The sequence below is a fragment of the Arenibacter sp. ARW7G5Y1 genome (assembly GCF_003201775.1).
Lineage (GTDB): Bacteria > Bacteroidota > Bacteroidia > Flavobacteriales > Flavobacteriaceae > Arenibacter.
Genome location: NZ_QJJZ01000003.1, coordinates 286,134 through 309,621, shown reverse-complemented (window position 1 = coordinate 309,621; position 23,488 = coordinate 286,134). Strand labels below are relative to the sequence as shown.

Sequence of the window (23,488 nt, the reverse complement as noted above, 5' to 3'; positions counted from 1 at the left end):
TTGTAATCACAATAATGATACTAATCTTTTCAATACAATAATAATATGACCCAATATGATGTAGCCATTATAGGCTCAGGTCCTGGTGGATATGTTGCAGCAATCCGGTGTGCCCAGTTAGGAATGAAGACTGCGATAATAGAAAAATATTCAACTTTAGGAGGAACTTGTCTTAACGTAGGCTGCATTCCCTCGAAAGCGTTATTGGATTCTTCCCATCATTATGAGGATGCCGTAAAGCACTTTGAAGATCATGGAATTGAAATTCCAGGGGAAATCAAGGTAAACCTTGAAAAAATGATAGGGAGGAAACAAGCTGTAGTAGATCAGACTTGTGCAGGGGTAAAATTCCTTATGGACAAAAATAAAATAGACGTTTATGAAGGTCTAGGGAGTTTTAAGGATGCAACCCATGTCAATATAAAAAAGAACGATGGCAAAACAGAGACCATCGAGGCAAAAAACATAATTATTGCCACAGGATCCAAACCATCCAACCTACCTTTTATCAAATTGGACAAAGAGCGCGTTATTACCTCTACAGAAGCCCTAAAACTAAAAGAAATCCCAAAACACCTTATCGTAATTGGTGGTGGTGTAATAGGATTGGAATTGGGACAGGTATACAAACGCCTGGGTGCAGAGGTAACGGTCATTGAATATATGGACCGTATTATCCCTGGTATGGACGGAGCACTTTCAAAGGAATTGCTGAAAGTAATGAAAAAGCAAAAGGTAAAATTTAATTTATCCCATAAGGTTAAGTCGGTTGAGACCAAGGGCAAAGAAGTAATTGTAAAAGCCGAGAATAAAAAGGGGGAAGAGATAACTTTTACTGGAGATTATTGCTTGGTTTCTGTGGGCAGAAGACCTTTTACCGATGGATTAAACATTGAAGCTTCCGGAGTTCAGCTCGAAAAGAACGGTACTATTGCCGTAAATGATCATTTACAGACCAATATACCTAATATATATGCTATAGGCGATGTTGTAAGAGGAGCTATGCTGGCGCATAAGGCAGAAGAGGAGGGAGCCTTTGTTGCCGAAGTATTGGCAGGGCAAAAGCCACATATAGATTACAACTTAATTCCCGGTGTGGTATATACTTGGCCAGAAGTTGCCGCCGTAGGTAAAACGGAAGAAGAACTAAAAGAAGCTGGTGTTGAATATAAAGTAGGTCAGTTTCCAATGCGCGCCTTGGGACGGGCAAGGGCCAGTATGGATTTGGATGGTTTTGTTAAAATATTGGCAGATAAGGAAACCGATGAAGTTTTGGGTGTCCATATGATTGGGGCACGAATGGCCGATTTAATCGCCGAGGCAGTTACAGCTATGGAATTTAGAGCCTCTGCCGAGGACATCTCCAGAATGAGTCACGCACACCCAACATTTGCAGAGGCGGTGAAAGAGGCTGCTCTGGCAGCAACCGATAATAGAGCCCTACATGTTTAAATAATTAAAGAGGTTGATAATACAATAGCCCCGTTGGATATTTTCCAACGGGGCTATTGTATTATTGTAGTTCTTTAAATAGTACCTATTAAAATACAAATTGTTTTTACAACTTATGGGTACCGTCACAGTACGGTGGGTTTTTGGTTAATTTACAGGTGCACAAATGAGCTTTCTTACTTTCTTCGGCCATAAAGACCAAAGGGGGCGTAGCATTTTCCGCCTTATGGGAACCATCGCAAAAAGGTTGCACGTTACTATGGCTACAGGTACACCACTTATATTGTTTATCCTTCACCAATTCCACCGCAATGGGTGTATACTTTTTGTTCGTCTCGCTCATCTATATTTTTTGTACGAAAATAAGAGAAACAATAGTAGCAAAGGGATGCAACCACTAATTTTTCACCATTCTAAATAAGCGCATTAAGGTTAGCTTGGATTTGAGTAAGAATGCTTTTAGCAAAGGCTGACCTTCCTGGTTCAGCCAAGCTTCGCCTTTTTGTTGCACAGCCCTGACCACTGATGACAATTGCAATTTTATATAAACCTTATTCCTTTCGTACTGTAAGGCCAACAAGGTCGTTGCAATCATAAAGGCCAGTGCACCCGGAATAACGATAGTAGGGGACAAACTATGGTTCAAAAAATAATACAGCCCCAAACCGGTAAAGCTTCCGTACAATATTATATAATGGATAACATAGATAGATAAGGTACTTTGCCCTATCTTAAGTATACTACCATTGCCCATAAATTTTCTAAATAACATAAAAACGGCAAATACCAAGGAGACATCCCCTAGCCGTATGAACAGATAGTTATTAAAATACACTTTGGAAAACACCAACATTCCGGTCCAGTTATATAACTTTAAAAAAAAGCCTGATGAATAAAACATAAGACCAATGCCAACCATGGTAAAACTCACAATGGCAGCAGGGTACAAATATTTAAAATCTTTGAATCTATTGAACAATACGGACATAAAAGCCCCAATAGAAGCATACCCGAACCATGGTATTATGGTAAATACGGATCCATTGGCCTTGGTCAGGTAATTGGCCACCATCTGTGGCAGATAGTGATGGGCGTATTGTTTATAATTGGGTTCAAGTACAAATAAAACAAGGGTAGTGACCATTAAAACACCCGGAAACAGATACTTATTCCTAGAAATGGTAAGAAGATAAATGCCTATAATCCCCAAAATGGATAGGCCAATACAGTGAAGCACATCTACTAAATAAAAAGAACCATAAATCTGGCCCTTTAGCAGTCCAAAAAAGTTCAATCTAAGCAAGTAGCCTATGGCCAATAATTGCAGTCCCCTCTTAATGCCTTTTTTTACCCGTGGATTGTTAATCCCAATCTCCTTTCCTTTAATTAGGAGATAGGTAAATATAAAGCCGGAAACCGTAAAAAAGACTGGTGCCGTTACCCCCCTAAAATATTTCCAAACAGCATAGACCATATTGGAATTATCCCTAAATGCATTGTCCAAAAGTCCATCCACAAAATGCCCCTGTAGCATCATTAGGATTGCCCATGCCCTTATAGCATCTATAAAATACAATCTTAGGTTGTTAGCACCCATATTAACTTTTATGTACACCCTATATACTTGTAAAACAGTAGCTTTGGATGTTTTCAAGTGCAAAATTATGCAATTTCCTCGCAATTCAATCTATTTTACGGTATTTTCGTTGTGCAAACAATTAAATAATCAAGATGTCCCATATACTGGCATTTGCCGGAAGCAATTCCAGCACCTCCATCAATTATAAATTAGTAAAATACACCGCCTCCCTGATTACGGATCATGAGGTTGAACTTATAAATATGGTCGACTATAATTTTCCTGTTTTTAGTGAGGATTTGGAAAGGGAGGAAGGTTATTCCGATTTATTGCGAGGGTTAAAAGACAAGATAGTCCATGCCCACGCCCTCATTATTTCTGTAAACGAACACAACAGCAATCCTTCCGCTTATTTCAAGAATGTATTGGATTGGTTGTCCCGAGTGGACAGGAATTTCTTGGTGGACACAAAGGTTTTCCTAATGTCCTGTTCCGGAGGTAGAAGGGGAGGTACCGGCTCCTTAGAGGTGGTCCAGGGAATTTTACCTCGATTTGGGGGCGAAATTTCGGCTACCTTTTCCTTGCCATCCTTTAATCATACCTTTGACAAGGCAAAGGGCATAACAGACCCTGAGCTTGCACAAGCCCACAAAAAAGCATTGGAAATATTTTTATCACAAATTTAAAAGTCTTTGCGAAAAAAGGTTTCATTTACAGTTTCGGACATTATAAGTTTTAAACAATCCCTCTTACATTGGTCCCAGCAATATTATGAGGTTGTATGGTTGGACAGCAACGCCCATAGAAGAAGTTATAGCTCGTTTGATGGTATGCTTGCCGTGGATGCACTCACATCGATAGTAACGGATACCCAAAACGCATTTGAGGACTTAAGCAACTACCAAACCAATGTCAAAGACTGGATTTTTGGTTATCTTTCCTATGACGTAAAAAATGATACGGAACTGCTTTCCTCTTCCAATGCCGATGGATTGGACTTTCCTGCTCTATATTTTTTTCAACCCAAAAAATTAATAGAAATACAGAATACCGTAGTCACTTTCCATTACCTAAATATGGTTGCCAATGAAATTGAAGGTGATTATAAGAATATCCTAGAAGCAACTACAGCGTTTGAACCAGAATTGGAAAATCAATCCAATATCAAAATTAAGCTTAGAATATTTAAGGACGAATATTATAGACGTGTGAATAAAATGCTGAACCATATCCATAGAGGGGATATCTACGAAGCCAACTTCTGCCAAGAGTTTTATGCGGAGAACACTAAAATAGATGCTTTAAAGACTTATTTGAAACTGAATTCCATCACCAGGGCCCCTTTTTCGACCTTTTTAAAAATAAACGATAAGTACTTATTGTCATCTTCCCCGGAACGCTACATTAAAAAATTGGGCAACCAGATTATATCCCAGCCTATTAAGGGTACGGCAAAACGTTCGTTGGATGAAGATGAAGACAGGCTATTGGCAGAAGCTTTGGAAAAGGACCAAAAAGAGAGGGCCGAAAACATTATGATTGTGGATTTGGTAAGGAACGATCTTTCCAAAAGTGCTTTGAAAGGCACGGTCGAGGTCAAGGAACTATGCAAGGTGTATTCCTTTGACCAAGTTCACCAGATGATTTCCACTATAACAGCAGAGGTCTCCAGTACCAAAAATCCGGTGGATATTATCAGGGAAACCTTCCCCATGGGTAGTATGACAGGAGCTCCAAAAGTGTCGGCCATGCGAATAATAGAGGAACTGGAAGCTTCAAAAAGAGGACTTTATTCGGGCACCGTGGGCTACTTTACTCCTGAAAACGATTTTGATTTTAATGTGGTCATTCGAAGTATTCTCTACAATAAAACATCCCAATTTGTATCTATTTCCGTGGGAAGTGCCATAACGGCCCAGGCAATTCCAGAAAAGGAATATGAGGAATGCCTGCTTAAGGCCAAAGCTATGAGACAGGTACTTGAAAATTAATGGGTCGTTTGGTTATAATCAATTTTCAATCTAACTTAAGCCATTATAAATTTAGGCCTACCTAATATTCATTATACAAATTCTATGGATGTAAGAATGCTTGATCTTCAGTTTAAGAACCTCCCAATCAATGCATGGTATGCCAGACCCAAAATAGTTAGAGGGGCCATCGTATTGGTCCATGGCTTTGGGGAACATTCGGGACGCTATAAGGATGCTGTGATTCCAAGACTTTTGGAAGAAAATTTGGCCGTTTTCTGTTATGACAATATAGGCCATGGCAAATCTGGCGGAAAACGGGGACATTGCCACAGCTATACGGCATTGTTGGAACTTTTGGACAATATGATTGCAAAGGCAAGATTGCTAAATCCCAATAAACCCATATTTCTTTACGGCCATAGTATGGGGGGAAATTTGGTTTTAAACTACGACATGAGAATAAAATCGGAATTGGCCGGTATTGTGGCGACGAGTCCATACCTAAAATTGGCCTTTCAACCTCCAAAATGGAAAATGGTCCTGGGCAAATTAATGCTGGGAATGATTCCTTCAGTAACCATGTCGTCCGGCCTGGATCCACAACATATCTCTAGAATAAATCAGGAAGTGGAAAAATACATTGCAGACCCCTTGGTTCATGACAGGGTAAGCCCCATGTACTCTTTTCCCATAATGGAAGCGGGGGAGTGGGCCATAAACAATGCCAGTAAAATAAAGACCAGCACACTTTTGTTGCACGGCACTGGGGATAAAATTATAGATTATAGGGCTACTGAAAAATTACATAAAAACTCAAATTGTACCCAACTCCATTTAATTGAAGGCGGCTATCACGAATTGCACAATGATGTTGGCAGTAAAAACACTTTGGATATAATTGGCATTTGGTTAAGGAACAGGCTGGACCACTTCTATGGCCAAAAGTAGTTGCTATCATTTTTCTTATGTAAATTAGCCCTGTGTTAGAAAATTTCAGGAATCACATAGATCTGCACTTTCCCCATCTTAAAGAAGGTAAATTTATATTGGCCTGCAGTGGGGGTATAGACAGTGTTGTGCTGGCACATTTATGTTCTTCTTACCATTTGGATTTTGCCATAGCCCATTGCAACTTCAAACTGCGCGGTTTGGAAAGTGATAAGGACGAAGATCTGGTCCGAAAATTAGCCAAGGATTTGGGCAAAGAAATTTTTGTGACCAGTTTTGACACCCATGGGTACATGGCCCAACATAAAACCAATTTGCAAATTGCAGCACGGGAACTCCGCTATCATTGGTTTTCGCAAATCATGGCCAATCACCATATTAAAACCCTAGTAACGGCCCATCATGCAGACGACAATTTGGAAACCTTTCTTATCAATCTGTCCAGGGGAACAGGCATTGAAGGCCTCACCGGAATACCATCGCATACAGATACTATCTCTAGACCCTTATTGCAATTTTCCAGAACCGAAATCAAAAAATATGCGGAATCAAACGCTATTCACTGGAGAGAGGATGCCAGTAATGAGAATACCAAGTATTTAAGAAACAACATTAGACATAATATTATTCCTAAACTAAAGGAACTGAATCCCAGTTTTTTGGAAAATTTTTTAAAGACCCAAGCGTATCTCACACAGACCCAAGAAATATCAAAGCAGCATATAGCCTGCTTAAGGAAACAACTTTTTTCAAAAGAGGACAAGGTGGAAAAGGTAAAAATAGCCTCACTGCTGGCACTTCATCCTACCAAAGCCTATCTTTTTCATTTCTTTCGGGAGTTCGGGTTTACACAATGGGATGACATTTACTCCCTACTAAGCGCCAATAGTGGTAAAGAAGTACATTCCAACACCCATAGATTGCTAAAGGACAGGGACTTTTTGTTATTGAAACCCAAAGTTCCACAAAATGCCGAGGTTTTTCATATTGAAGTGGAACAAGAAGCAGTCTCAGTACCCATAAGCCTAAAATTCGAAACTGTCAAAGCCATTGGAGAAATCTCTACAAACATAATTTATGTAGATAAAGAAACGTTAAAGTACCCATTAACAGTCCGTAAATGCCAAAAAGGGGATTATTTTTATCCCCTTGGAATGTTGGGCAAGAAAAAAATATCCAAATACTTCAAAGATCGGAAGATGGATGTTTTTGCCAAGGAAAATCAATGGTTGTTGTGTTCTGGCGATAATATTGTCTGGATAATAGGAAAACGTGCCGACGACCGATTTAAAATTACCGACAGGACCAAAGAGATTTTAAAAATTGTTTTGGAATTATGAAACAGATATTGGGATCGATTTTAACAGTACTCAGTTTTTTCTTGGGTTTTTCCCAATCGGATGAAAATCCGGCCATTTGGACCTATGAGGCCGAAAAAATATCGGATACGGAATACAACCTGATATTTAGGGCGGATATATTTGAAGGCTGGCATATCTATTCGCAATTTACGGATGAAAATGGTTCCTTGCCCAGTGAATTTACATTTGAAAAAGTGGGAAGCGACTATGAACTGGTAGGAATCACTGCAGAAAGTGAAACCCTCACGGAATACTCCGATATTTTTGAGGTGGATGAAACCTTCTTTAAGGAAAAGGCAGTCTTTACCCAAAGAATAAAATTATTGAATCCGGAGGTCACCCAGATCGATGTGGGGTTGTTCTATCAAATCTGCAAGGAGGTTTGTATCCCAAAGGATGAAGTCTTCCATATTTCCCTGACCGGAGAGGAAATAGTTGTTGCGGAGCAACAGCTGGATCAGCGCAGCCTGGACATGAGCGCTGCTTTAATGCTGGACCTAAAGAACAAGGAATTGTTGGTGAATGGGGATGACAATGCTGTGGATGAAAAATCGGGTCTGTGGACCATTTTCGTTTTAGGCTTTTTAGGTGGATTAATTGCACTGCTCACCCCCTGCGTTTTTCCCATGATACCATTAACGGTGTCCTTTTTCACCAAGCAAGGGGCCCATAGATCCAAAGGGATAGCAAATGCATTGCTTTATGGATTTTTTATTGTATTGATTTATTTTCTTTTGAGCTTACCTTTTCATTTGTTCGATTCTGTGGATTCACAAATTTTGAATACCATTGCTACCAATGTTTGGCTAAACCTATTTTTCTTTCTCATTTTCATATTTTTTGCCTTCTCCTTTTTCGGATATTATGAATTGACGCTCCCTAGTTCCTGGGCCAATAAAATGGATTCTGCCTCCTCCAAGGTGGGAGGCGCAATCGGAATCTTTTTTATGGCCGTTACCTTGGCCATAGTTTCTTTTTCCTGTACCGGTCCTATTTTAGGAGGATTGTTGGGAAGTACTGCCTTGGCGGAAGGGGACGTGGCTACCAACCTTTCTACGGGGATGGTCGGCTTTGGAGTGGCCCTGGCCTTACCCTTTGGTCTTTTTGCATTGTTCCCTACTTGGCTTAATTCCCTGCCTAAATCAGGAGGATGGATGACAACGGTAAAGGTTACCCTCGGATTCTTGGAACTGGTGTTGGCTTTTAAATTTTTGTCCAATGCGGACCTAGTAGGCAACTGGGGAATCTTTAAACGGGAGATCTTTTTAGGGATTTGGATAATATTGTTCGTATTGCTTTCCCTTTATTTATTTGGAATCTTTAGATTTCCACACGACGGGCCAAAACAACGATTGTCCGCCGGAAGAAAGCTCACGGCTGTTCTAAGCAGTTTATTTGCCATCTACCTAGTGTTGGGGTTGTCAAAAATTACCGATTTAAAACTGTTGAGCGGTTTTCCACCCCCACAGTTTTATAGCATTTTTGAAACAGGGAGCGATTGCCCCTTGGGCATAGAGTGTTTTAAGGATTTTGACAAGGGACTTGCCCATGCCCAAAAGGTAAATAAGCCAATTTTGTTGGATTTTACGGGCTGGGCCTGTGTAAATTGTAGAAAAATGGAGGAAACGGTATGGAGCGAAGCGGATATCTACCCCATACTTAAGGACGAATATGTTTTAATATCGCTCTACATAGATGATAGAAAGGAACTACCCGAATCGGAACAATTCCTATTTAAGTACGAGTCGGGACGTGTCAAAAAAATCAATACCGTTGGTGAAAAATGGGGTACTTTCCAAACCTTGAATTTCAACGCAGCTTCACAGCCTTATTATGTGCTTCTTTCCCCCGATTTGGAAATTTTGAACACTGCGGTCCAATACACGGATAGGGACACCTATAAGGAGTGGCTGCAAAAAGGGGTGGGTAATTTTAAGGAGTTGGGGCAGCTTAAATAATATCTTCACAAGAAAATGCTTGGTGGTTCAACCATTGAACCGCATCCCCTTAAAGAAAAGTTATCCTGAAATTGGCATAAAATTGTACGAAATCAATTAATACAAATTCAACTCTCATGAGAAAGTTTATATTTATTTTATCAGCTATTTTCCTAGTATCCTGTGGAAGAACAGGAATTGAATCTACAACCAATACTGGGACTGTCGACTCATATAATCCAAGGGATTTTTACGACAAAACAGAAGTCGCCATTCCTATGCGTGACGGAATAAAATTGCATACCACCATTTATTCCCCCAAGGATACTTCCAAGAAATATCCCATCATTATGTCCAGAACGCCATACAGTTGTAGGCCCTACGGTTCCAATGAATATAAAGCCCTGATATCGCCGAATAGAAAAATGATGAAAGAGGGAAATATTGTAGTATACCAAGATGTTAGGGGCAGGTGGAACAGCGAAGGGGTCTATGACAATATGAGAGCTTTTATTCCCAATAAAAAAAATGGGGAAGTGGATGAGGCATCGGATACCTACGACACTATAGAGTGGTTAATAAACAATGTTAAAAACCACAATGGCAATGCAGGTATATGGGGGATTTCCTATCCGGGATTTTATGCTACCTATTCATTATTGGATGCCCATCCCGCGCTAAAAGCAGTTTCCCCCCAGGCCCCTATCGGAGATTTCTTTTTTGACGATTTTCATCATAATGGAGCATACTTATTAAGCTATTGGAGGGCTACGGCCGTATTTGGATATATGAAAGACCAACCCACTACCGAAGAATGGTATACTTTCCCGGAATTGGGCACGGAAGACCAATACCAGTTTTTTTTGGATGCCGGCCCATTGTCCAATTTGGACAAGTATTATAAGGAAGACAATGTTTTTTGGCAGCAACTAAAAGAACATCCGAACTATGATGATTTTTGGCAAAAGCGTGGAATCATACAACATTTGGAAAATATTAAACCGGCAGTGATGACCGTAGGAGGTTGGTTTGATGCGGAAGATCTGTACGGTCCATTAAACACCTATGGACATATAGAAAAGAACAGCTCCAATTATAACACTATCGTAATGGGGCCATGGAGCCATGGAGATTGGTCCAAGGAAACAAAACGCCAAGCCATTGGCAATGTATATTTTGGCGATGACATCTCTAAATTCTATCAGGAAAATATTGAAACCAGATTTTTCAATCATTTTTTAAAAGGGGAGGGGGCGACCACCAATTTGCCCGAGGCCTACGTTTTTGATACGGGTAGCAAGGAATGGAAAACTTTCAACGCCTGGCCTCCCAAAAACACCTCTAAGGAAACCTACTCCTTACAGCGCAATCAACGTTTGGGGCAAATAGCGACAAGGGAATACTCCTTTCAGGAATTTATAAGTGACCCCAAGAAACCAGTACCTTATTCCGAGGATATAAAGATGGTATTCACCCCTCGTAAGTTCATGACCGATGATCAGCGTTTTGCAGCCCGTAGACCCGATGTTTTATTGTTTGAAACCGAGCCCTTGGAGGAGCCACTAACCCTTGCCGGTGATATAATGGCGAAACTTAGCGTTTCCACCACTGGGACGGATGCTGACTGGATCGTTAAGATCATCGACGTATATCCTGCAGACCACAAAGATTACGAGGAGACACAGGACTACCTGAAAATGGGCAACTATCATCAAATGGTCCGTAGCGAGGTAATGCGTGGCCGATTCAGAAACGATTTTTCAAAACCAGAGCCTTTTGTTCCCAAGGAGGCTACTCAGGTAAACATTCAATTACAGGATGTTTTCCATACATTCAAAAAAGGCCACAAAATACAGGTACAGGTCCAAAGTACTATGTTTCCATATATAGATATTAATCCTCAAACCTATGTGGAAAATATTTTTCAGGCCAAGCCCGAAGATTTTCAAAAACAAACACATCGTGTCTACAACACTTCTTTAATAGAGTTTACTGTTCTAAAACCTTGATAATATTTTCACATTACAAAAATAAATGTACTCTTACAAGTACTTTTATTATATCCTAAATTGACATACCTTTAAGCTAAAACCCATAAGTGTGAAAGTATTAAAAAAGCTGCTCTGGATAGTTTTGGGCCTTATCGTAATATTGGCCCTGAGTAGTGCCATTTATGTTTATACCCATACCCCGGAGTATGCCGGCAACATTGAAACGGATAAATTAAATAATAAGGTGGAGGTTTATTTTGACACCTATGGCATACCCCATATTTATTCAAATTCCGAAGAAGATGCCCTACGAGTACTGGGTTATGTCCATGCCCAGGAAAGACTGTGGCAAATGGAGTTGTTGCGAAGGATTGGAAAAGGTGGACTTTCGGAAGTTTTTGGTGGGGACATGCTTAAAACGGATAAATTTTTTCTATCCTTGGGCATAGACGATGCCTCTCAACAAACCGTGGAAAAGCTTTCAAAAAATGACCCCATGGTAAAACTTTCCCAAGCATATTTGGATGGGATCAATAAGTTTATAGCAGAAGGGCCAACTCCTATTGAATTCCATCTTACGGGCCTGGAAAAAACGCCATTTACCCTTAAGGATGTCTATAATACCGTGGGATATATGGCCTTCAGTTTTGCCATGGCCCATAAGACCGATCCTTTGCTTACCAATATCAAGAATAAATTGGGGCCTGACTATTTAACTGATCTGGGGTTGGACTCGGATCCCAATTCAACATTGATCAAAAATTACAGACCGAGTATTCGCGATTCTATTAAAAATGAGATAACCGGTCTGGTTACAGAGGCGTTGAAGGATCTACCCGTACCGCTATTCGAAGGGAGCAATAGTTGGGTTATAGCTCCCAATAAGACCAAAAACGCTAAGGTTATTTTCGCTAACGACCCCCACATTGGTTTTGCCCAGCCCTCGGTTTGGTATGAAGCCCACGTAAATAGCCCCAACTATGAAAAATACGGATATCACCTGGCCGGGATACCATTTCCCATATTGGGCCACGACAGGAATTTAGCTTATGGGATTACCATGTTCGAGAACGATGATATTGATTTTTACTATGAAGAGGAAAATGCAAGTGACCCCAGCTTATACAAAACCTCCACTGGCTGGAAAAAATATAAACAAGTATCCAAAACTATAAAAGTAAAAGGGGGAGAAGATGTTCATTTTTCCTTTAAGAAAACCCATCATGGTCCAATTCTCAATGGCATTGCCGATCAAGTGACGGACCAACGCCCAGTAGCCATGTCGTGGATCTATACCAAATTGGAAAATAAGGTAATGAATGCTCTTTATGGCATGTCCCATGCCCAAAATTTATTGGAATTTCAAGACGCACTGCCAGATATTCATGCCCCAGGTTTAAATATTATGTACGGGGATGCTGTTGGTAATGTGGCATGGTTTGCATCAGCTAAACTTTATCAAATGCCGGATAGTACCAATACCAAATTTATAATGGAAGGCAGTACGGGAGAGCAAGAACCCATTCGTTATTTAAACTTTACCGAAAATCCCATGGCCATTAACCCACCTTGGAACTACGTGTACTCTGCCAACAATCAGCCCGATTCCATCAACGGCCGATTGTATCCAGGCTATTACTTGCCAGAGGATAGGGCAAAGAGAATAGTGGCCCTTTTAGAACCAAAAAATAATTGGGACAGGGAGGCCGTACAGGAGATGATGTTGGATGATACCTCCATTGTAAATACCGAAGTGGTCACCAACCTGTCCAAAAGCATGGAAGTGGAGCAATTGAACGAAAAGCAAATCGCAATCTTGGACAAATTAAACTTATGGGACGGCAGTAATCAGTTGCAACAGATAGAACCTAGCATTTACAATCGCTGGATATATTTCATTTTGAGGAATACTTTCGAGGATGAATTGGAAACAGAGATGTTTGGACAAATGTTGGATACCCATTTTCACAAACGCCTAATAGCAGATTTGGCGGAAAAGGAAACCTCTGTATGGTGGGACGATATAAATACCAAGGATAGTGTGGAAACAAAAAAAGAAAGGATAAACCTTTCCTTTAGACAGGCATACCAATCTTTGGAAGAGGAATTTGGCAATGACTCCAATAAATGGACATGGAATAAGTTGCACACTCTGGAACACGGCCATCCCATAGGGCAGATCAAAGCCCTTAGATCTCTCTTTAATGTTGGTCCTTTCCCCGTTTCCGGATCAAGGGAAGTAATCAACAATATGGACTTTAAATATGACGATACCGGTTATTACCCAGTTAGCTCAGGTCCGTCCACAAGAAGGGTAATCGACTTTTCGGATATTGAAAATAGTACCAGTATACTTCCTACAGGCCAGTCCGGGAATCCTTTTAGTGAACATTACGACGATCAGGCCGAAATGTACAATCAAGGTAAATTTCGAAAAATGATGATGAACAAAGAGGAAATTATTGAAACCAAAAAATCACTCTTGACTTTTGAACCGACTAAAGAATAAATATCCAAGAATTTTCATGGAGCGGCAACTAATAGTTGGAAAAGAAAATCTACCTCGACCCGTAATCTGAACATTGAACAAGTAAAAGTTCGCCACAACAATTGATGTAAGTTACCATTGCCTTGAGTCCTTAATTTCCTAAAATTTAGCACATTGGCTACGCCCAGAATTTATTTTATTTACTTAAATTTATCTAAATTATAAGTAAATGCTTACAAAAATTTATGGTAGTGCGGTTTTTGGGGTAGAGGCTACCACCATTACCGTTGAAGTAAATATCGACAAAGGCATCGGCTATCATTTGGTAGGATTGCCAGACAATGCCATCAAAGAAAGTAATTACCGAATAGCGGCAGCTTTACAGAACAATGGTTACAAAATTCCAGGAAAAAAAATAACTATTAATATGGCACCCGCCGATCTTCGCAAAGAAGGTTCGGCCTACGACCTTACCCTGGCTTTGGGGATTCTCACTGCCTCCCATCAGATCAAATCGGCATCCATAGAAAAATATATTATCATGGGGGAGCTTTCCCTGGATGGGAGTTTACAAGCCATAAAGGGAGCCTTGCCCATAGCCATCAAGGCCAAGGAGGAAGGCTTTAAAGGATTTATTTTACCCAGTGAAAATGCTAGGGAGGCCGCTATAGTGGACGATCTGGAAGTATATGGTATAGACAATATTAAAGAGGTGATAGACTTCTTTGATAAAAATGCCCCTTTACAGCAGACCATTATAGATACCAAAGAAGAATTTTATAAAAAATTGGATTTTCCTGAGTTCGATTTTTCGGATGTAAAAGGGCAGGAGAGCATAAAACGCTGTATGGAAATTGCTGCTGCGGGCGGACATAACATTATCCTGATAGGTCCACCAGGTGCTGGAAAAACCATGTTGGCCAAACGCCTACCGTCCATTTTACCCCCCATGACCTTGCACGAAGCCCTGGAGACCACCAAAATTCATTCTGTTGTGGGGAAGATCAAGAATATGGGCCTTATGAACCAAAGGCCTTTTCGCAGTCCCCATCATACCATTAGTGATGTTGCCCTAGTCGGTGGCGGAGCCTATCCCCAACCAGGGGAAATATCATTGAGCCATAACGGAGTCCTATTCTTGGATGAATTACCCGAATTTAAAAGAGGCGTACTGGAAGTGATGAGACAGCCTTTGGAAGATAGGGAAGTGACCATTTCCAGGGCACGCTTTACCGTAACCTATCCCAGTAGTTTTATGTTGGTGGCCAGTATGAATCCCAGTCCCGGAGGTTATTTTAATGATCCCGACGCTCCTGTGACCTCCTCACCAGCAGAGATGCAGCGCTATTTGAGCAAGATTTCCGGACCCCTGCTGGATCGAATCGATATCCACATTGAAGTAACACCGGTACCATTTGAAAAGTTGTCAGAGGAACGCAAAGGGGAAAGCAGTGTCGAAATCAGGAAGCGGGTTACGGCCGCCAGGGAAATACAGACCCAACGTTTTGCGGAACTGGAAAACGTTCATTACAATGCCCAGATGAACACCAAACAAATTCGGAAATATTGCAAAATGGACGATGCCTCCAAGGAACTGCTAAAAAATGCCATGGAGCGATTAAACCTTTCTGCACGGGCCTACGACAGGATTTTGAAGGTAGCAAGAACAATTTCCGATTTGGAAAATGCCACAGACATCAACGGAAACCACATTGCCGAAGCCATTCAGTACCGCAGTCTTGACCGTGAAGGATGGTTGGGGTAAAACTGCCAAACCATACACTGATTACACTATAATTCATTACCAATATTCACATTATGAAAATCCATTTCAAATTTTTTATTACAGCTACCCTTTGAACAGGATTCTAAGCATTGGATAAGACAAAAGCCCTGGCACTTCCAAAAATTAATACTAAAGGCTTCCTGAAATCAAGGATTATATATAGCGCAAAGTCGGGAGACTTTGCGTAGCTGGCTTTGCGTAGCTGGCTTTACGTAGCTGGCTTTGCGTGGCCGTCAATAATATGCAGCAACAGAGACAAACAACCTACAACATTGAACTTTTACCAGTTTATTCCAAATGCAGTTGGACTAAATCATCACCTTTCTTAAAATTGTTATAGGGGGCCGTTTTTCCATATATTTCCTTCACTATGGCATATAGATCCGGGATAACGGTTTTGGCAATTCTACTATTATTGCTCAAAAGTACGCAAATACCCAGATCTGCTTCTGGATAAATAGCAATTTCATTTCTGTAGTTGTTGACACTTCCACCATGATGCCAAATGGTTTTCTCTTGGTCCGAATCCTTTTCATGGAATTTATGTATTCTCCACCCATAACCATAGTAAGAGGCTTTATGTCCGGGCCAATGTTGATAATACTTACTTCCTCCCTTTATTTCTATAAATGGGGAAAAAGTTTCGGCAAGAGCCGATTTACTCATTAATTCAGGATTATGCCCCAATAGAAATCGCATCCATTTGGCCATATCAACAGAACTGGCACTAATACCACCCGCTGCAATGGCGTTGTAATAATTATTGGAAAGTGGCAATGTTTTCCAGCTGTTTCTTCTTTTGGAATGTGGCATGGCCACATTTTCCGTGTGCGTCAAGGTTTCATAATCCATGGTCGTAGAACACATGCCCAAGGGATTAAAAAAAGTATTGGTCAACACCTCACTAATATCCTGTCCGGTTGCTTTGTGTATCATTTCCCCACATAATGCGAACATGGCATTCTGATAACTGTACATGGATCCCGGTTCACTTATCGGTGTAATGTCCTTAAAACGTTGGGCGATATCCTGTAGGGGTAGTCCAGCCTCCACAAGGTTGGTATAACTGTGATAAGGGGTTCCTGAAGTATGCGATAATATATTGGCTAAGGTGATTTTATTCGTATTGTCCTTGTCACCAAACTTAAATTCTGGTATAAAATCGCTCACCCTATCCTCCCAGTGCAATTTTCCCTCATCCTTTAATTCAGCAGCCAATACCCCCGCAAACCCTTTTGAAAGGGATCCAAGCCTAAAAATGGTCCCTCCATCCACACCCTCGTCACGATTGATGTTTCTTTTGCCATAACCATCCGAAATTAGAATGGAATCATCCTTTACAATACTCACACCCGCTCCAACAATATCGCCTGCTGAAATAGCCTTGTAAAAATAGGCCTGTAGGGCTACTTTCAGTTCATCTTGATGTTTTTTGTATAGGAGATTTTCTTTGGCGGCCAAAGCGTCCTTCAAATGTTCAATACTTGTAACGGCCACTTTGGGTCCCAAATCAGGGGCCGACTTAAAAGCGTTTAAAAAAAGTGTTACCAGTGTAAGGATTAAAAGCGAAATTCCGATAAAGGTTTTGCTTTTCTTCATAGGGGGTGCGTTTTTAAAGGTAATTTTTGCTAAATATAGGATGATATACTTAAATAACGGATGAAATGCACTGTTTCTTATTTATGTCCCAATTTTTTTTATACTATAACGGTATTGGTTTTGCCCGAAATCCATCTAAAAGTACAGTGTCATGGCCCTGCGCCAATACCAATCTTTTCATTATCCTTGGTATACGGCTAAGGACACAAGCATAAATAAATAAATTAATATATTGTAGCTGTTAAAAAAAACACCAATCAACAGTGGAAGCTAATACCAATGGACCCAAAATGACTAAAAAAATATTTTTGTTTTCCTTACTTACATTTTCTGTAATTTTTTGGTGTAGAGGGCAGGACAAAGACAAAAGGACCCAATTCTTTCCAAAACTTGAACTGTCTGTGGACAATGTGCCAAATAAAGAGAATCTATGGGTCTTTCTTCTTGCCGGGCAGTCCAATATGGCCGGAAGAGGCCTAGTAGAACCTCAGGATACCGTACCCAACAAAAGGGTATATACCCTAAACAAACAAGGCAATATCATCATTGCTCAAGAACCTTTACATTTTTATGAACCATCCATGGCAGGATTGGATAGTGGTCTTTCCTTCGGCAAGGCCTTGGCGAGGCATATCCCGGACAGTATATCGGTACTGTTAATTCCCACTGCAGTAGGGGGAAGCTCCATTTCACAATGGCTAAACGACTCCATCCATAGGGAGGTTAAACTTTTGTCCAATTTCAAACAAAAAGCGGAATTGGGTAAACATTATGGGACCGTAAAAGGGATTCTATGGCATCAGGGAGAAAGTGATGCCACAACCAAGTTGGCTCCATTATACCAAAGCAGATTATCGGTATTGTTCCATCAATTTAGAAAGATAATTGGAAGGCCAGAGACCACCATTGTCGTAGGGCAACTGGGCAGTTATTCTACCAATTCTTTATGGTCCAAGATCAATGACCATATAAAATATTATGTATCCACCGATCCATATACCGGGATGGTCAAAACCCAAGATCTAAAGGACAAAGGGGATAAGGTGCATTTTAACTCCGAGGCACAGCGACTTCTAGGCGAAAGGTATGCCCGTGAATTTATTAAATTACAACCTTAGCCTTATTTAAGTATATGTATTAATGTTGTAACCACATAGCATGCATACGGATCCTTAAATTGCCGTAACCTCATTTAAGAGGCTAGTACATAAATGGCCCAAGCAAAACAAAAGGCGCAAAAGAGATAGAATAACAATTGATTTAATGTAGTATTTTCCTTCATATGTCAGGTTTATATATAAAACCCCGAAATGAAAGGAAAAGCATTTTCGTCCCCATGTATGGGACATAATTTCGACGACATGACCCCAATTCGGATGAAGGGTCAAAATCATCTATTAACGTCAAATTCCATAAATCCCTAAAACCAATAAAGTCAACGGTTTACCGATATTTTACCCAACTATCTTCACACTAACCTACAATTTTACCACACAATTCTGTGCAGCCGATTTGTAGATGGCCTCAACCACGCGAATATCCCTTAAGCCTTCTTCCCCAGGAACGAGCAGGTCGGTTTTGTTCATAATGGCCATAGCATCCTCATCCATTTGTTTGGCTTGCTGGCTGGGTATGGAAAATTTTATGATGGTCCCATCGGACATACTTCCATTATTGCCATTGTAGGAACTATGCGGTTCCATTTTCAACCACCCTTTTTCATAATTTACCTGGAGATGGTTCATATTGATCCCAAAACTGGTCTGGCAGGATGCCCTGGCCCCGCTGGGAAATTCCAATTGGAACATCATGGTCTCCTCTACTTCGTGATAAATTTCAGGTCGGGTAGTGGAGGCCTGCGCCAAGACCGAAATGGGTTCTTCTCCAGTGGCCAAACGGGCACCTTGTAGGGCGTACACCCCCATATCGCCCATTACTCCTCCACCTAATTTTTTATTTTGTTTCCAATGGTTGGTCCGGCCGTCAAAATATCCTGCGGCAGAAGTGACCATCCTTACTTTCCCAAATGGCCTTTCCTTGCCCACTTTCATATAGGCCTGAATATTGGGATCGTGCTGACAACGGTACCCTATAGCAAGTTTTACCTTATTGTCCTTGCAGGCCTTGATCATGGCCTCACAATCGGCCACAGAAGGTGCCATAGGCTTTTCGCACCATACGTGCTTACCGGCATTGGCCGCCCTAATAGTATATTCTGCGTGCATCGACGGTGGCAATACCACATAAACTACATCTATATCCGGGTTATTGGCTATTGTATCAAAATTATTGTAGTTGTATATATTCTTATCCTTAATACCATATTTTTCCTTCCAAACAGGAATTTTTTCGGGACTACCGGTTACAATACCCCTTAATTCACAATTGTTGGTCAATTGTAGGGCAGGGGCAAGAAGATCGGTGCTGTAGTACCCCAATCCAACCAGGGCTACTCCTAATTTTTTATTTTGAGTCCTGGTCGAGGACAATAATATTTGAGGTGTAAACGCACTGGCTGCTGCAATTAACCCAGCCTTTTGAATAAAAATTCGTCTTTGTTTTTCCATGGCTTCAATTTAAAGTTAAAAAATACCACAAAATTTTGATATTTCCATGAAAATTTGAAAAGCCTTTGAAGATGAAAAAAAACTACAGTATTACAACGATTGCACACTCACTTTCCGGATATCGCAAATCTTTAATCAATATACTTACTATACCACATCCTATTGAATTTCAAATATTTACAATTACACCGTAAAATTAAAGGGCGTAGAACCCCTTATTCCTTCTTTTGCAGGTTCTGTACCAATAGGTCCTTTAAAACGTAAGCGGCCACAAGTATGAATCCCGTAATCAGGGTAGGAGTAGCATACTCCCATTCCAATATTTTAGTGAGGCTTCCGATAATTATGGCCAATATGCCGATAATCATCATGGTGTTCCACATAAAATACGCAATATCGCTCCTATTATCTTCCTTGTCATCAATGAGATAAGATGTGCCTTCCATGATGATCCAAATAATGAATGCCAAGCCCCCTAATACTTGAAAAAACTCGTTGTGGGATATATTCAGGATTTTAAAAATTCCATTTAAGGACCAAGAAGTAACTAAAACCAATTTGTTGTATTGCAGAAATCCTTTCTTTGTCCTTTTCCAAAATCGCCACGCGTACAATACACCAATAGCAATAAGGGCAAACAAAATAATTGGATTTGCGAGGGTCGTAATATGTAGAATTTTAAAAAGAAAGCCTACAACAAGTAGGGAAATGGCAATTCTTAAAGGTGTTCTCAAAATCTTCTTTTCTGTTTCCATAAAATTGTTTTTAAGATTCATTGCATTTCAGTTCTGCTTGAGCCGAAATGCCTCGGTCCTTACTTGAAAAGACATTTCCCTATGGCATCAAAGGTTAAACGACCTTGATATTGGCCTTTAGTCCTTCCATTATTCCCAAAATATTATCTACGGTTTCCTTTAAATAATATTTGATGAGTACATGGGGGATACGAATGGTGGTAAATCCATTTCTAAAAGAATGCATAGCCTCTTCCAAATCATTGATGGCTTGTTCTTGGGTAATGGATTGGTATTCCGTGTCTATCTCTATATTAAGTTTTACCCTGGATATAGCAATATCAACTGATTTTTTTCCATCCCACCATTCCAGCATTGGATTTACTCCTGCATTTTTTAAACCATAATATAATTGTATGGCTTCTTTGGGGGTACTTTTAAGTTTGATCAGCTTTTCCATTCTGCTTTTGTGCTTCGCACAAAGCTCTATTCCCAAGAGATCCATCGCTCTTTTGTGGTCAAGATAATCAAGCTCTTTATTACAATCTAAACATGTCATTCAAGTAGGTTAAAAATTTAATTTGGGATTATTATAACCGTAATATTTTTAGATTATTATATGTGGGTTATCCAAAAAGGCCATCTTTTAGACGAACTGCAACTTTTTAGATGAACGACCTACTTTTTAAACCACATGGCCTTTAAAAAACAATTATTCTTCCGCATTTTGGAATATCCCTATATATTTACATATTCGCTTTTCAAACCAAAATAATGGACCATAAAACAATCATTACTACTTTTTCGATCTTTGTCTTTCTTGTAAGCTGTAGGAATCAACAAAAGACATTACCTGATAATTCTTTATCCATGGCTCTGCCCGAGCTAACTTTTAATGAAGCCAACCGGCTGGTGCGTTTGCCTTTGGAATGTCTACAGACCGAATATCCCAACAAATTAAATCAGTCTCTACAGGATTCAACACATTTGGGCGGTCCGAAACAATTGCATCCCGCATTTTATGGTTGCTACGATTGGCATTCCTCAGTACATGGTCATTGGTCCTTGGTCTCTTTGCTAAAGCAGTTCCCTAGTTTAAATCAGGCTTCCACAATACGCAATAAATTGGTAGAAAATATTTCCAAGGAAAATATTATGGCCGAAGTAGATTATTTTAACATGATAGGGAACAAGTCATATGAACGGACTTATGGGTGGGCATGGATCTTAAAATTGGCCGAGGAGATCCATACCTGGCAGGACCCTTTGGCCCGTGACCTGGAAGCTAATTTACAACCTTTGACAAATTATATAGTGGCTGCCTATATAGAATTTTTACCGAAATTAAATTACCCCATTAGGGTTGGGGAACATAGCAATACCGCATTCGGGCTTTCCTTGGCTTGGGACTATGCAGTTGTTCTTGAGGACGACGCCTTAAAAAATGCCATTACCACCAGTGTTGCCCGTTTTTATGAAAGCGATGCCAATTGCCCTTTGAACTGGGAACCTAGCGGATTCGATTTTCTATCTCCATGCTTGGAAGAAGCCAATCTGGTGAGAAAAATATATAGCCCTGACAAGTATAAGAAATGGTTGGATAAATTCTTACCGCAATTGGCCGATCCCCAATTTAGTCTGGTACCCGGAAAAGTATCCGACAGAACAGATGGAAAATTAGTGCATTTGGATGGCCTCAATTTTAGTAGGGCCTGGTGTTTGTACGGTATTGCGCAGACACTTCCCCAATACTCCCATTTAAAACAAATAGCCACCGATCATATTAACTATTCCCTCCCCGGTATAATTGATAATAATTACAGTAGTACCCATTGGTTGGGAAGTTTTGCATTATATGCCTTAAATACAGCCCAATAGGATGAAATGGAAGATGGGGCCAGGAGTGTTGGTAGCGGCAGCCTTTATAGGTCCTGGTACCGTTGCCGTGTGCTCCATTGCGGGAGTACAATATGGATATTCACTTCTCTGGGCCATGTTGCTCTCCATTGTGGCCACTGCGGTACTACAAGAAATGGCGGCGAGATTGGGAATTGTGACCCAGAAGGGATTGGCCCATGTTATAAAAGAAGAGATAGGTGTTCGCTGGATAAAGATGATGGTACTGGGTTTGATCCTGGCAGCAATAGTCATAGGGAATGCAGCCTATGAGGGCGGTAATATAGGAGGTGCTTCCTTAGGTTTGGAAGCTATATTTGGACAGGAATATCTAATTTTTTATCCTTGGATAGTGGGGATTTTTGCATTTCTACTTTTGTTTTTTGGCAATTATCAGGTTCTGGAAAAGGTATTGGTATCCTTGGTAGTGGTCATGAGCCTATCCTTCTTACTGACCGCCATAATTACAAAACCCGATATTTCATCCATCTTACATGGCCTTTTCATCCCCAAAGCTCCAGATGGAAGTATTTTGACCATTATTGCCTTGGTAGGCACCACAGTAGTACCCTATAATTTATTTTTACATACCTCTTTGGTAAGTGAAAAATGGAAGTCCAAAGAAAATTTGAAGGAAGCACGTAGGGATACCCTATTGTCCATTGTTCTGGGAGGTACGGTATCTATGGCGATCGTTGTTACTGCAACTGCTATTCCGTCCAACGAAATTAGCAACATAATGGATATGACCAAAGGCCTGGAACCACTTTATGGGGAAGGCGCCAAATATTTTATGGGAGTAGGACTTTTTGCGGCGGGGATAACCTCTGCCATTACCGCACCTTTAGCCGCTGCCTACGTGGCCAACAGCTGTTTTGGATGGAATACCACTATGGACAACCTGCGGTTCAAAATGGTTTGGATGATCATTTTATTCGTTGGCGTTCTATCCATGTCCATAGGAATAAAACCTTTGGAGATTATTAAATTTGCCCAGGTGACCAATGGGATGCTATTGCCAATTATAGCTGTTTTTCTACTTTGGATCGTTAATCGGAAAACAGTAATGTTGGAGTATCAAAACACACAATTTCAAAATATATTGGGAATTATAATCATTGTGTTGTCGGTCATACTTGGTGTAAAAAGCATATTAACCGTATTTGGGTTATTTTAA

Annotated in this window: 18 protein-coding genes; 12 read left to right on the top strand and 6 right to left on the bottom strand. The window is 40.4% G+C overall.

Annotated elements, in window-relative coordinates:
- Positions 1-45: 45 nt before the first annotated feature.
- Positions 46-1,452, top strand: coding sequence for a dihydrolipoyl dehydrogenase (lpdA, locus tag C7972_RS06485; RefSeq protein ID WP_110355404.1), 1,407 nt, complete (start codon positions 46-48; stop codon positions 1,450-1,452).
- A gap of 106 nt (positions 1,453-1,558) precedes the next feature.
- Here lpdA and C7972_RS06480 read toward each other — a convergent pair whose 3' ends face one another.
- Both C7972_RS06480 and C7972_RS06475 read right to left on the bottom strand, forming a co-directional pair.
- Positions 1,559-1,795: a CDGSH iron-sulfur domain-containing protein gene (locus C7972_RS06480; protein ID WP_110355403.1), complete on the bottom strand. Its 237-nt coding sequence runs from the start codon at positions 1,793-1,795 to the stop codon at positions 1,559-1,561.
- Positions 1,796-1,849: 54 nt separating this feature from the next.
- A complete protein-coding gene (locus C7972_RS06475) occupies positions 1,850-3,106 on the bottom strand; it encodes a heparan-alpha-glucosaminide N-acetyltransferase domain-containing protein (protein WP_309148916.1) in 1,257 nt (418 codons plus the stop codon).
- A gap of 77 nt (positions 3,107-3,183) precedes the next feature.
- Between C7972_RS06475 and C7972_RS06470 the strand changes: the two genes are divergently transcribed.
- The 8 genes from C7972_RS06470 to C7972_RS06435 all read left to right on the top strand — a co-directional run bounded on the left by C7972_RS06470 (position 3,184) and on the right by C7972_RS06435 (position 15,494).
- Entirely contained in the window at positions 3,184-3,717 is a 534-nt protein-coding gene (locus tag C7972_RS06470; RefSeq protein WP_110355401.1) for an NADPH-dependent FMN reductase, read from the top strand.
- A 6-nt stretch (positions 3,718-3,723) separates the two neighbouring features.
- Positions 3,724-5,022, top strand: a complete 1,299-nt coding sequence (locus tag C7972_RS06465; protein ID WP_110355400.1) for an anthranilate synthase component I family protein — start codon at positions 3,724-3,726, stop codon at positions 5,020-5,022.
- A gap of 84 nt (positions 5,023-5,106) precedes the next feature.
- Positions 5,107-5,952: an alpha/beta hydrolase gene (locus C7972_RS06460; protein ID WP_110355399.1), complete on the top strand. Its 846-nt coding sequence runs from the start codon at positions 5,107-5,109 to the stop codon at positions 5,950-5,952.
- A 32-nt stretch (positions 5,953-5,984) separates the two neighbouring features.
- The gene (gene tilS / locus C7972_RS06455; RefSeq protein WP_110355398.1) at positions 5,985-7,292 is read left to right on the top strand and encodes a tRNA lysidine(34) synthetase TilS; all 1,308 of its coding nucleotides are present in this window, start codon (positions 5,985-5,987) and stop codon (positions 7,290-7,292) included.
- Complete coding sequence (locus tag C7972_RS06450) at positions 7,289-9,271, top strand: protein-disulfide reductase DsbD (RefSeq protein ID WP_110355397.1); 1,983 nt, start codon at positions 7,289-7,291, stop codon at positions 9,269-9,271. The genes tilS and C7972_RS06450 overlap by 4 nt, the downstream gene beginning before the upstream one ends.
- A 116-nt stretch (positions 9,272-9,387) precedes the next feature.
- Positions 9,388-11,259 (top strand): CocE/NonD family hydrolase, encoded by a 1,872-nt coding sequence (locus C7972_RS06445; protein WP_110355396.1) that lies wholly within the window; start codon positions 9,388-9,390, stop codon positions 11,257-11,259.
- Positions 11,260-11,350: 91 nt separating this feature from the next.
- Complete coding sequence (locus tag C7972_RS06440; protein WP_110355395.1) at positions 11,351-13,750, top strand: penicillin acylase family protein; 2,400 nt, start codon at positions 11,351-11,353, stop codon at positions 13,748-13,750.
- Positions 13,751-13,958: 208 nt separating this feature from the next.
- Positions 13,959-15,494 carry a YifB family Mg chelatase-like AAA ATPase gene (locus C7972_RS06435; RefSeq protein WP_110355394.1) on the top strand — a complete coding sequence of 512 codons (1,536 nt, stop codon included), beginning with the start codon at positions 13,959-13,961 and terminating at the stop codon, positions 15,492-15,494.
- A 309-nt stretch (positions 15,495-15,803) separates the two neighbouring features.
- Here C7972_RS06435 and C7972_RS06430 read toward each other — a convergent pair whose 3' ends face one another.
- Positions 15,804-17,114 carry a serine hydrolase gene (locus C7972_RS06430; protein WP_110355393.1) on the bottom strand — a complete coding sequence of 437 codons (1,311 nt, stop codon included), beginning with the start codon at positions 17,112-17,114 and terminating at the stop codon, positions 15,804-15,806.
- A gap of 290 nt (positions 17,115-17,404) precedes the next feature.
- Here C7972_RS06430 and C7972_RS06425 point away from each other — a divergent pair, with 290 nt between their 5' ends.
- Positions 17,405-18,232 (top strand): sialate O-acetylesterase, encoded by an 828-nt coding sequence (locus C7972_RS06425; RefSeq protein WP_146216279.1) that lies wholly within the window; start codon positions 17,405-17,407, stop codon positions 18,230-18,232.
- A gap of 360 nt (positions 18,233-18,592) precedes the next feature.
- Here the strand turns inward: C7972_RS06425 and C7972_RS06420 are convergent, their stop codons facing one another.
- From C7972_RS06420 to C7972_RS06410, 3 genes are all read right to left on the bottom strand, one after another.
- Positions 18,593-19,681 carry a Gfo/Idh/MocA family protein gene (locus C7972_RS06420; protein WP_110355391.1) on the bottom strand — a complete coding sequence of 363 codons (1,089 nt, stop codon included), beginning with the start codon at positions 19,679-19,681 and terminating at the stop codon, positions 18,593-18,595.
- A gap of 215 nt (positions 19,682-19,896) precedes the next feature.
- Entirely contained in the window at positions 19,897-20,436 is a 540-nt protein-coding gene (locus C7972_RS06415; RefSeq protein ID WP_146216278.1) for a hypothetical protein, read from the bottom strand.
- Positions 20,437-20,530: 94 nt separating this feature from the next.
- Positions 20,531-20,974: a hypothetical protein gene (locus C7972_RS06410; RefSeq protein WP_110355389.1), complete on the bottom strand. Its 444-nt coding sequence runs from the start codon at positions 20,972-20,974 to the stop codon at positions 20,531-20,533.
- Between the two features lie 215 nt (positions 20,975-21,189).
- Here C7972_RS06410 and C7972_RS06405 point away from each other — a divergent pair, with 215 nt between their 5' ends.
- Together C7972_RS06405 and C7972_RS06400 are read left to right on the top strand one after the other, a co-directional pair.
- Positions 21,190-22,293, top strand: coding sequence for a DUF2891 domain-containing protein (locus tag C7972_RS06405; RefSeq protein WP_110355388.1), 1,104 nt, complete (start codon positions 21,190-21,192; stop codon positions 22,291-22,293).
- A gap of 1 nt (position 22,294) precedes the next feature.
- Entirely contained in the window at positions 22,295-23,488 is a 1,194-nt protein-coding gene (locus C7972_RS06400) for an Nramp family divalent metal transporter (protein ID WP_110355387.1), read from the top strand.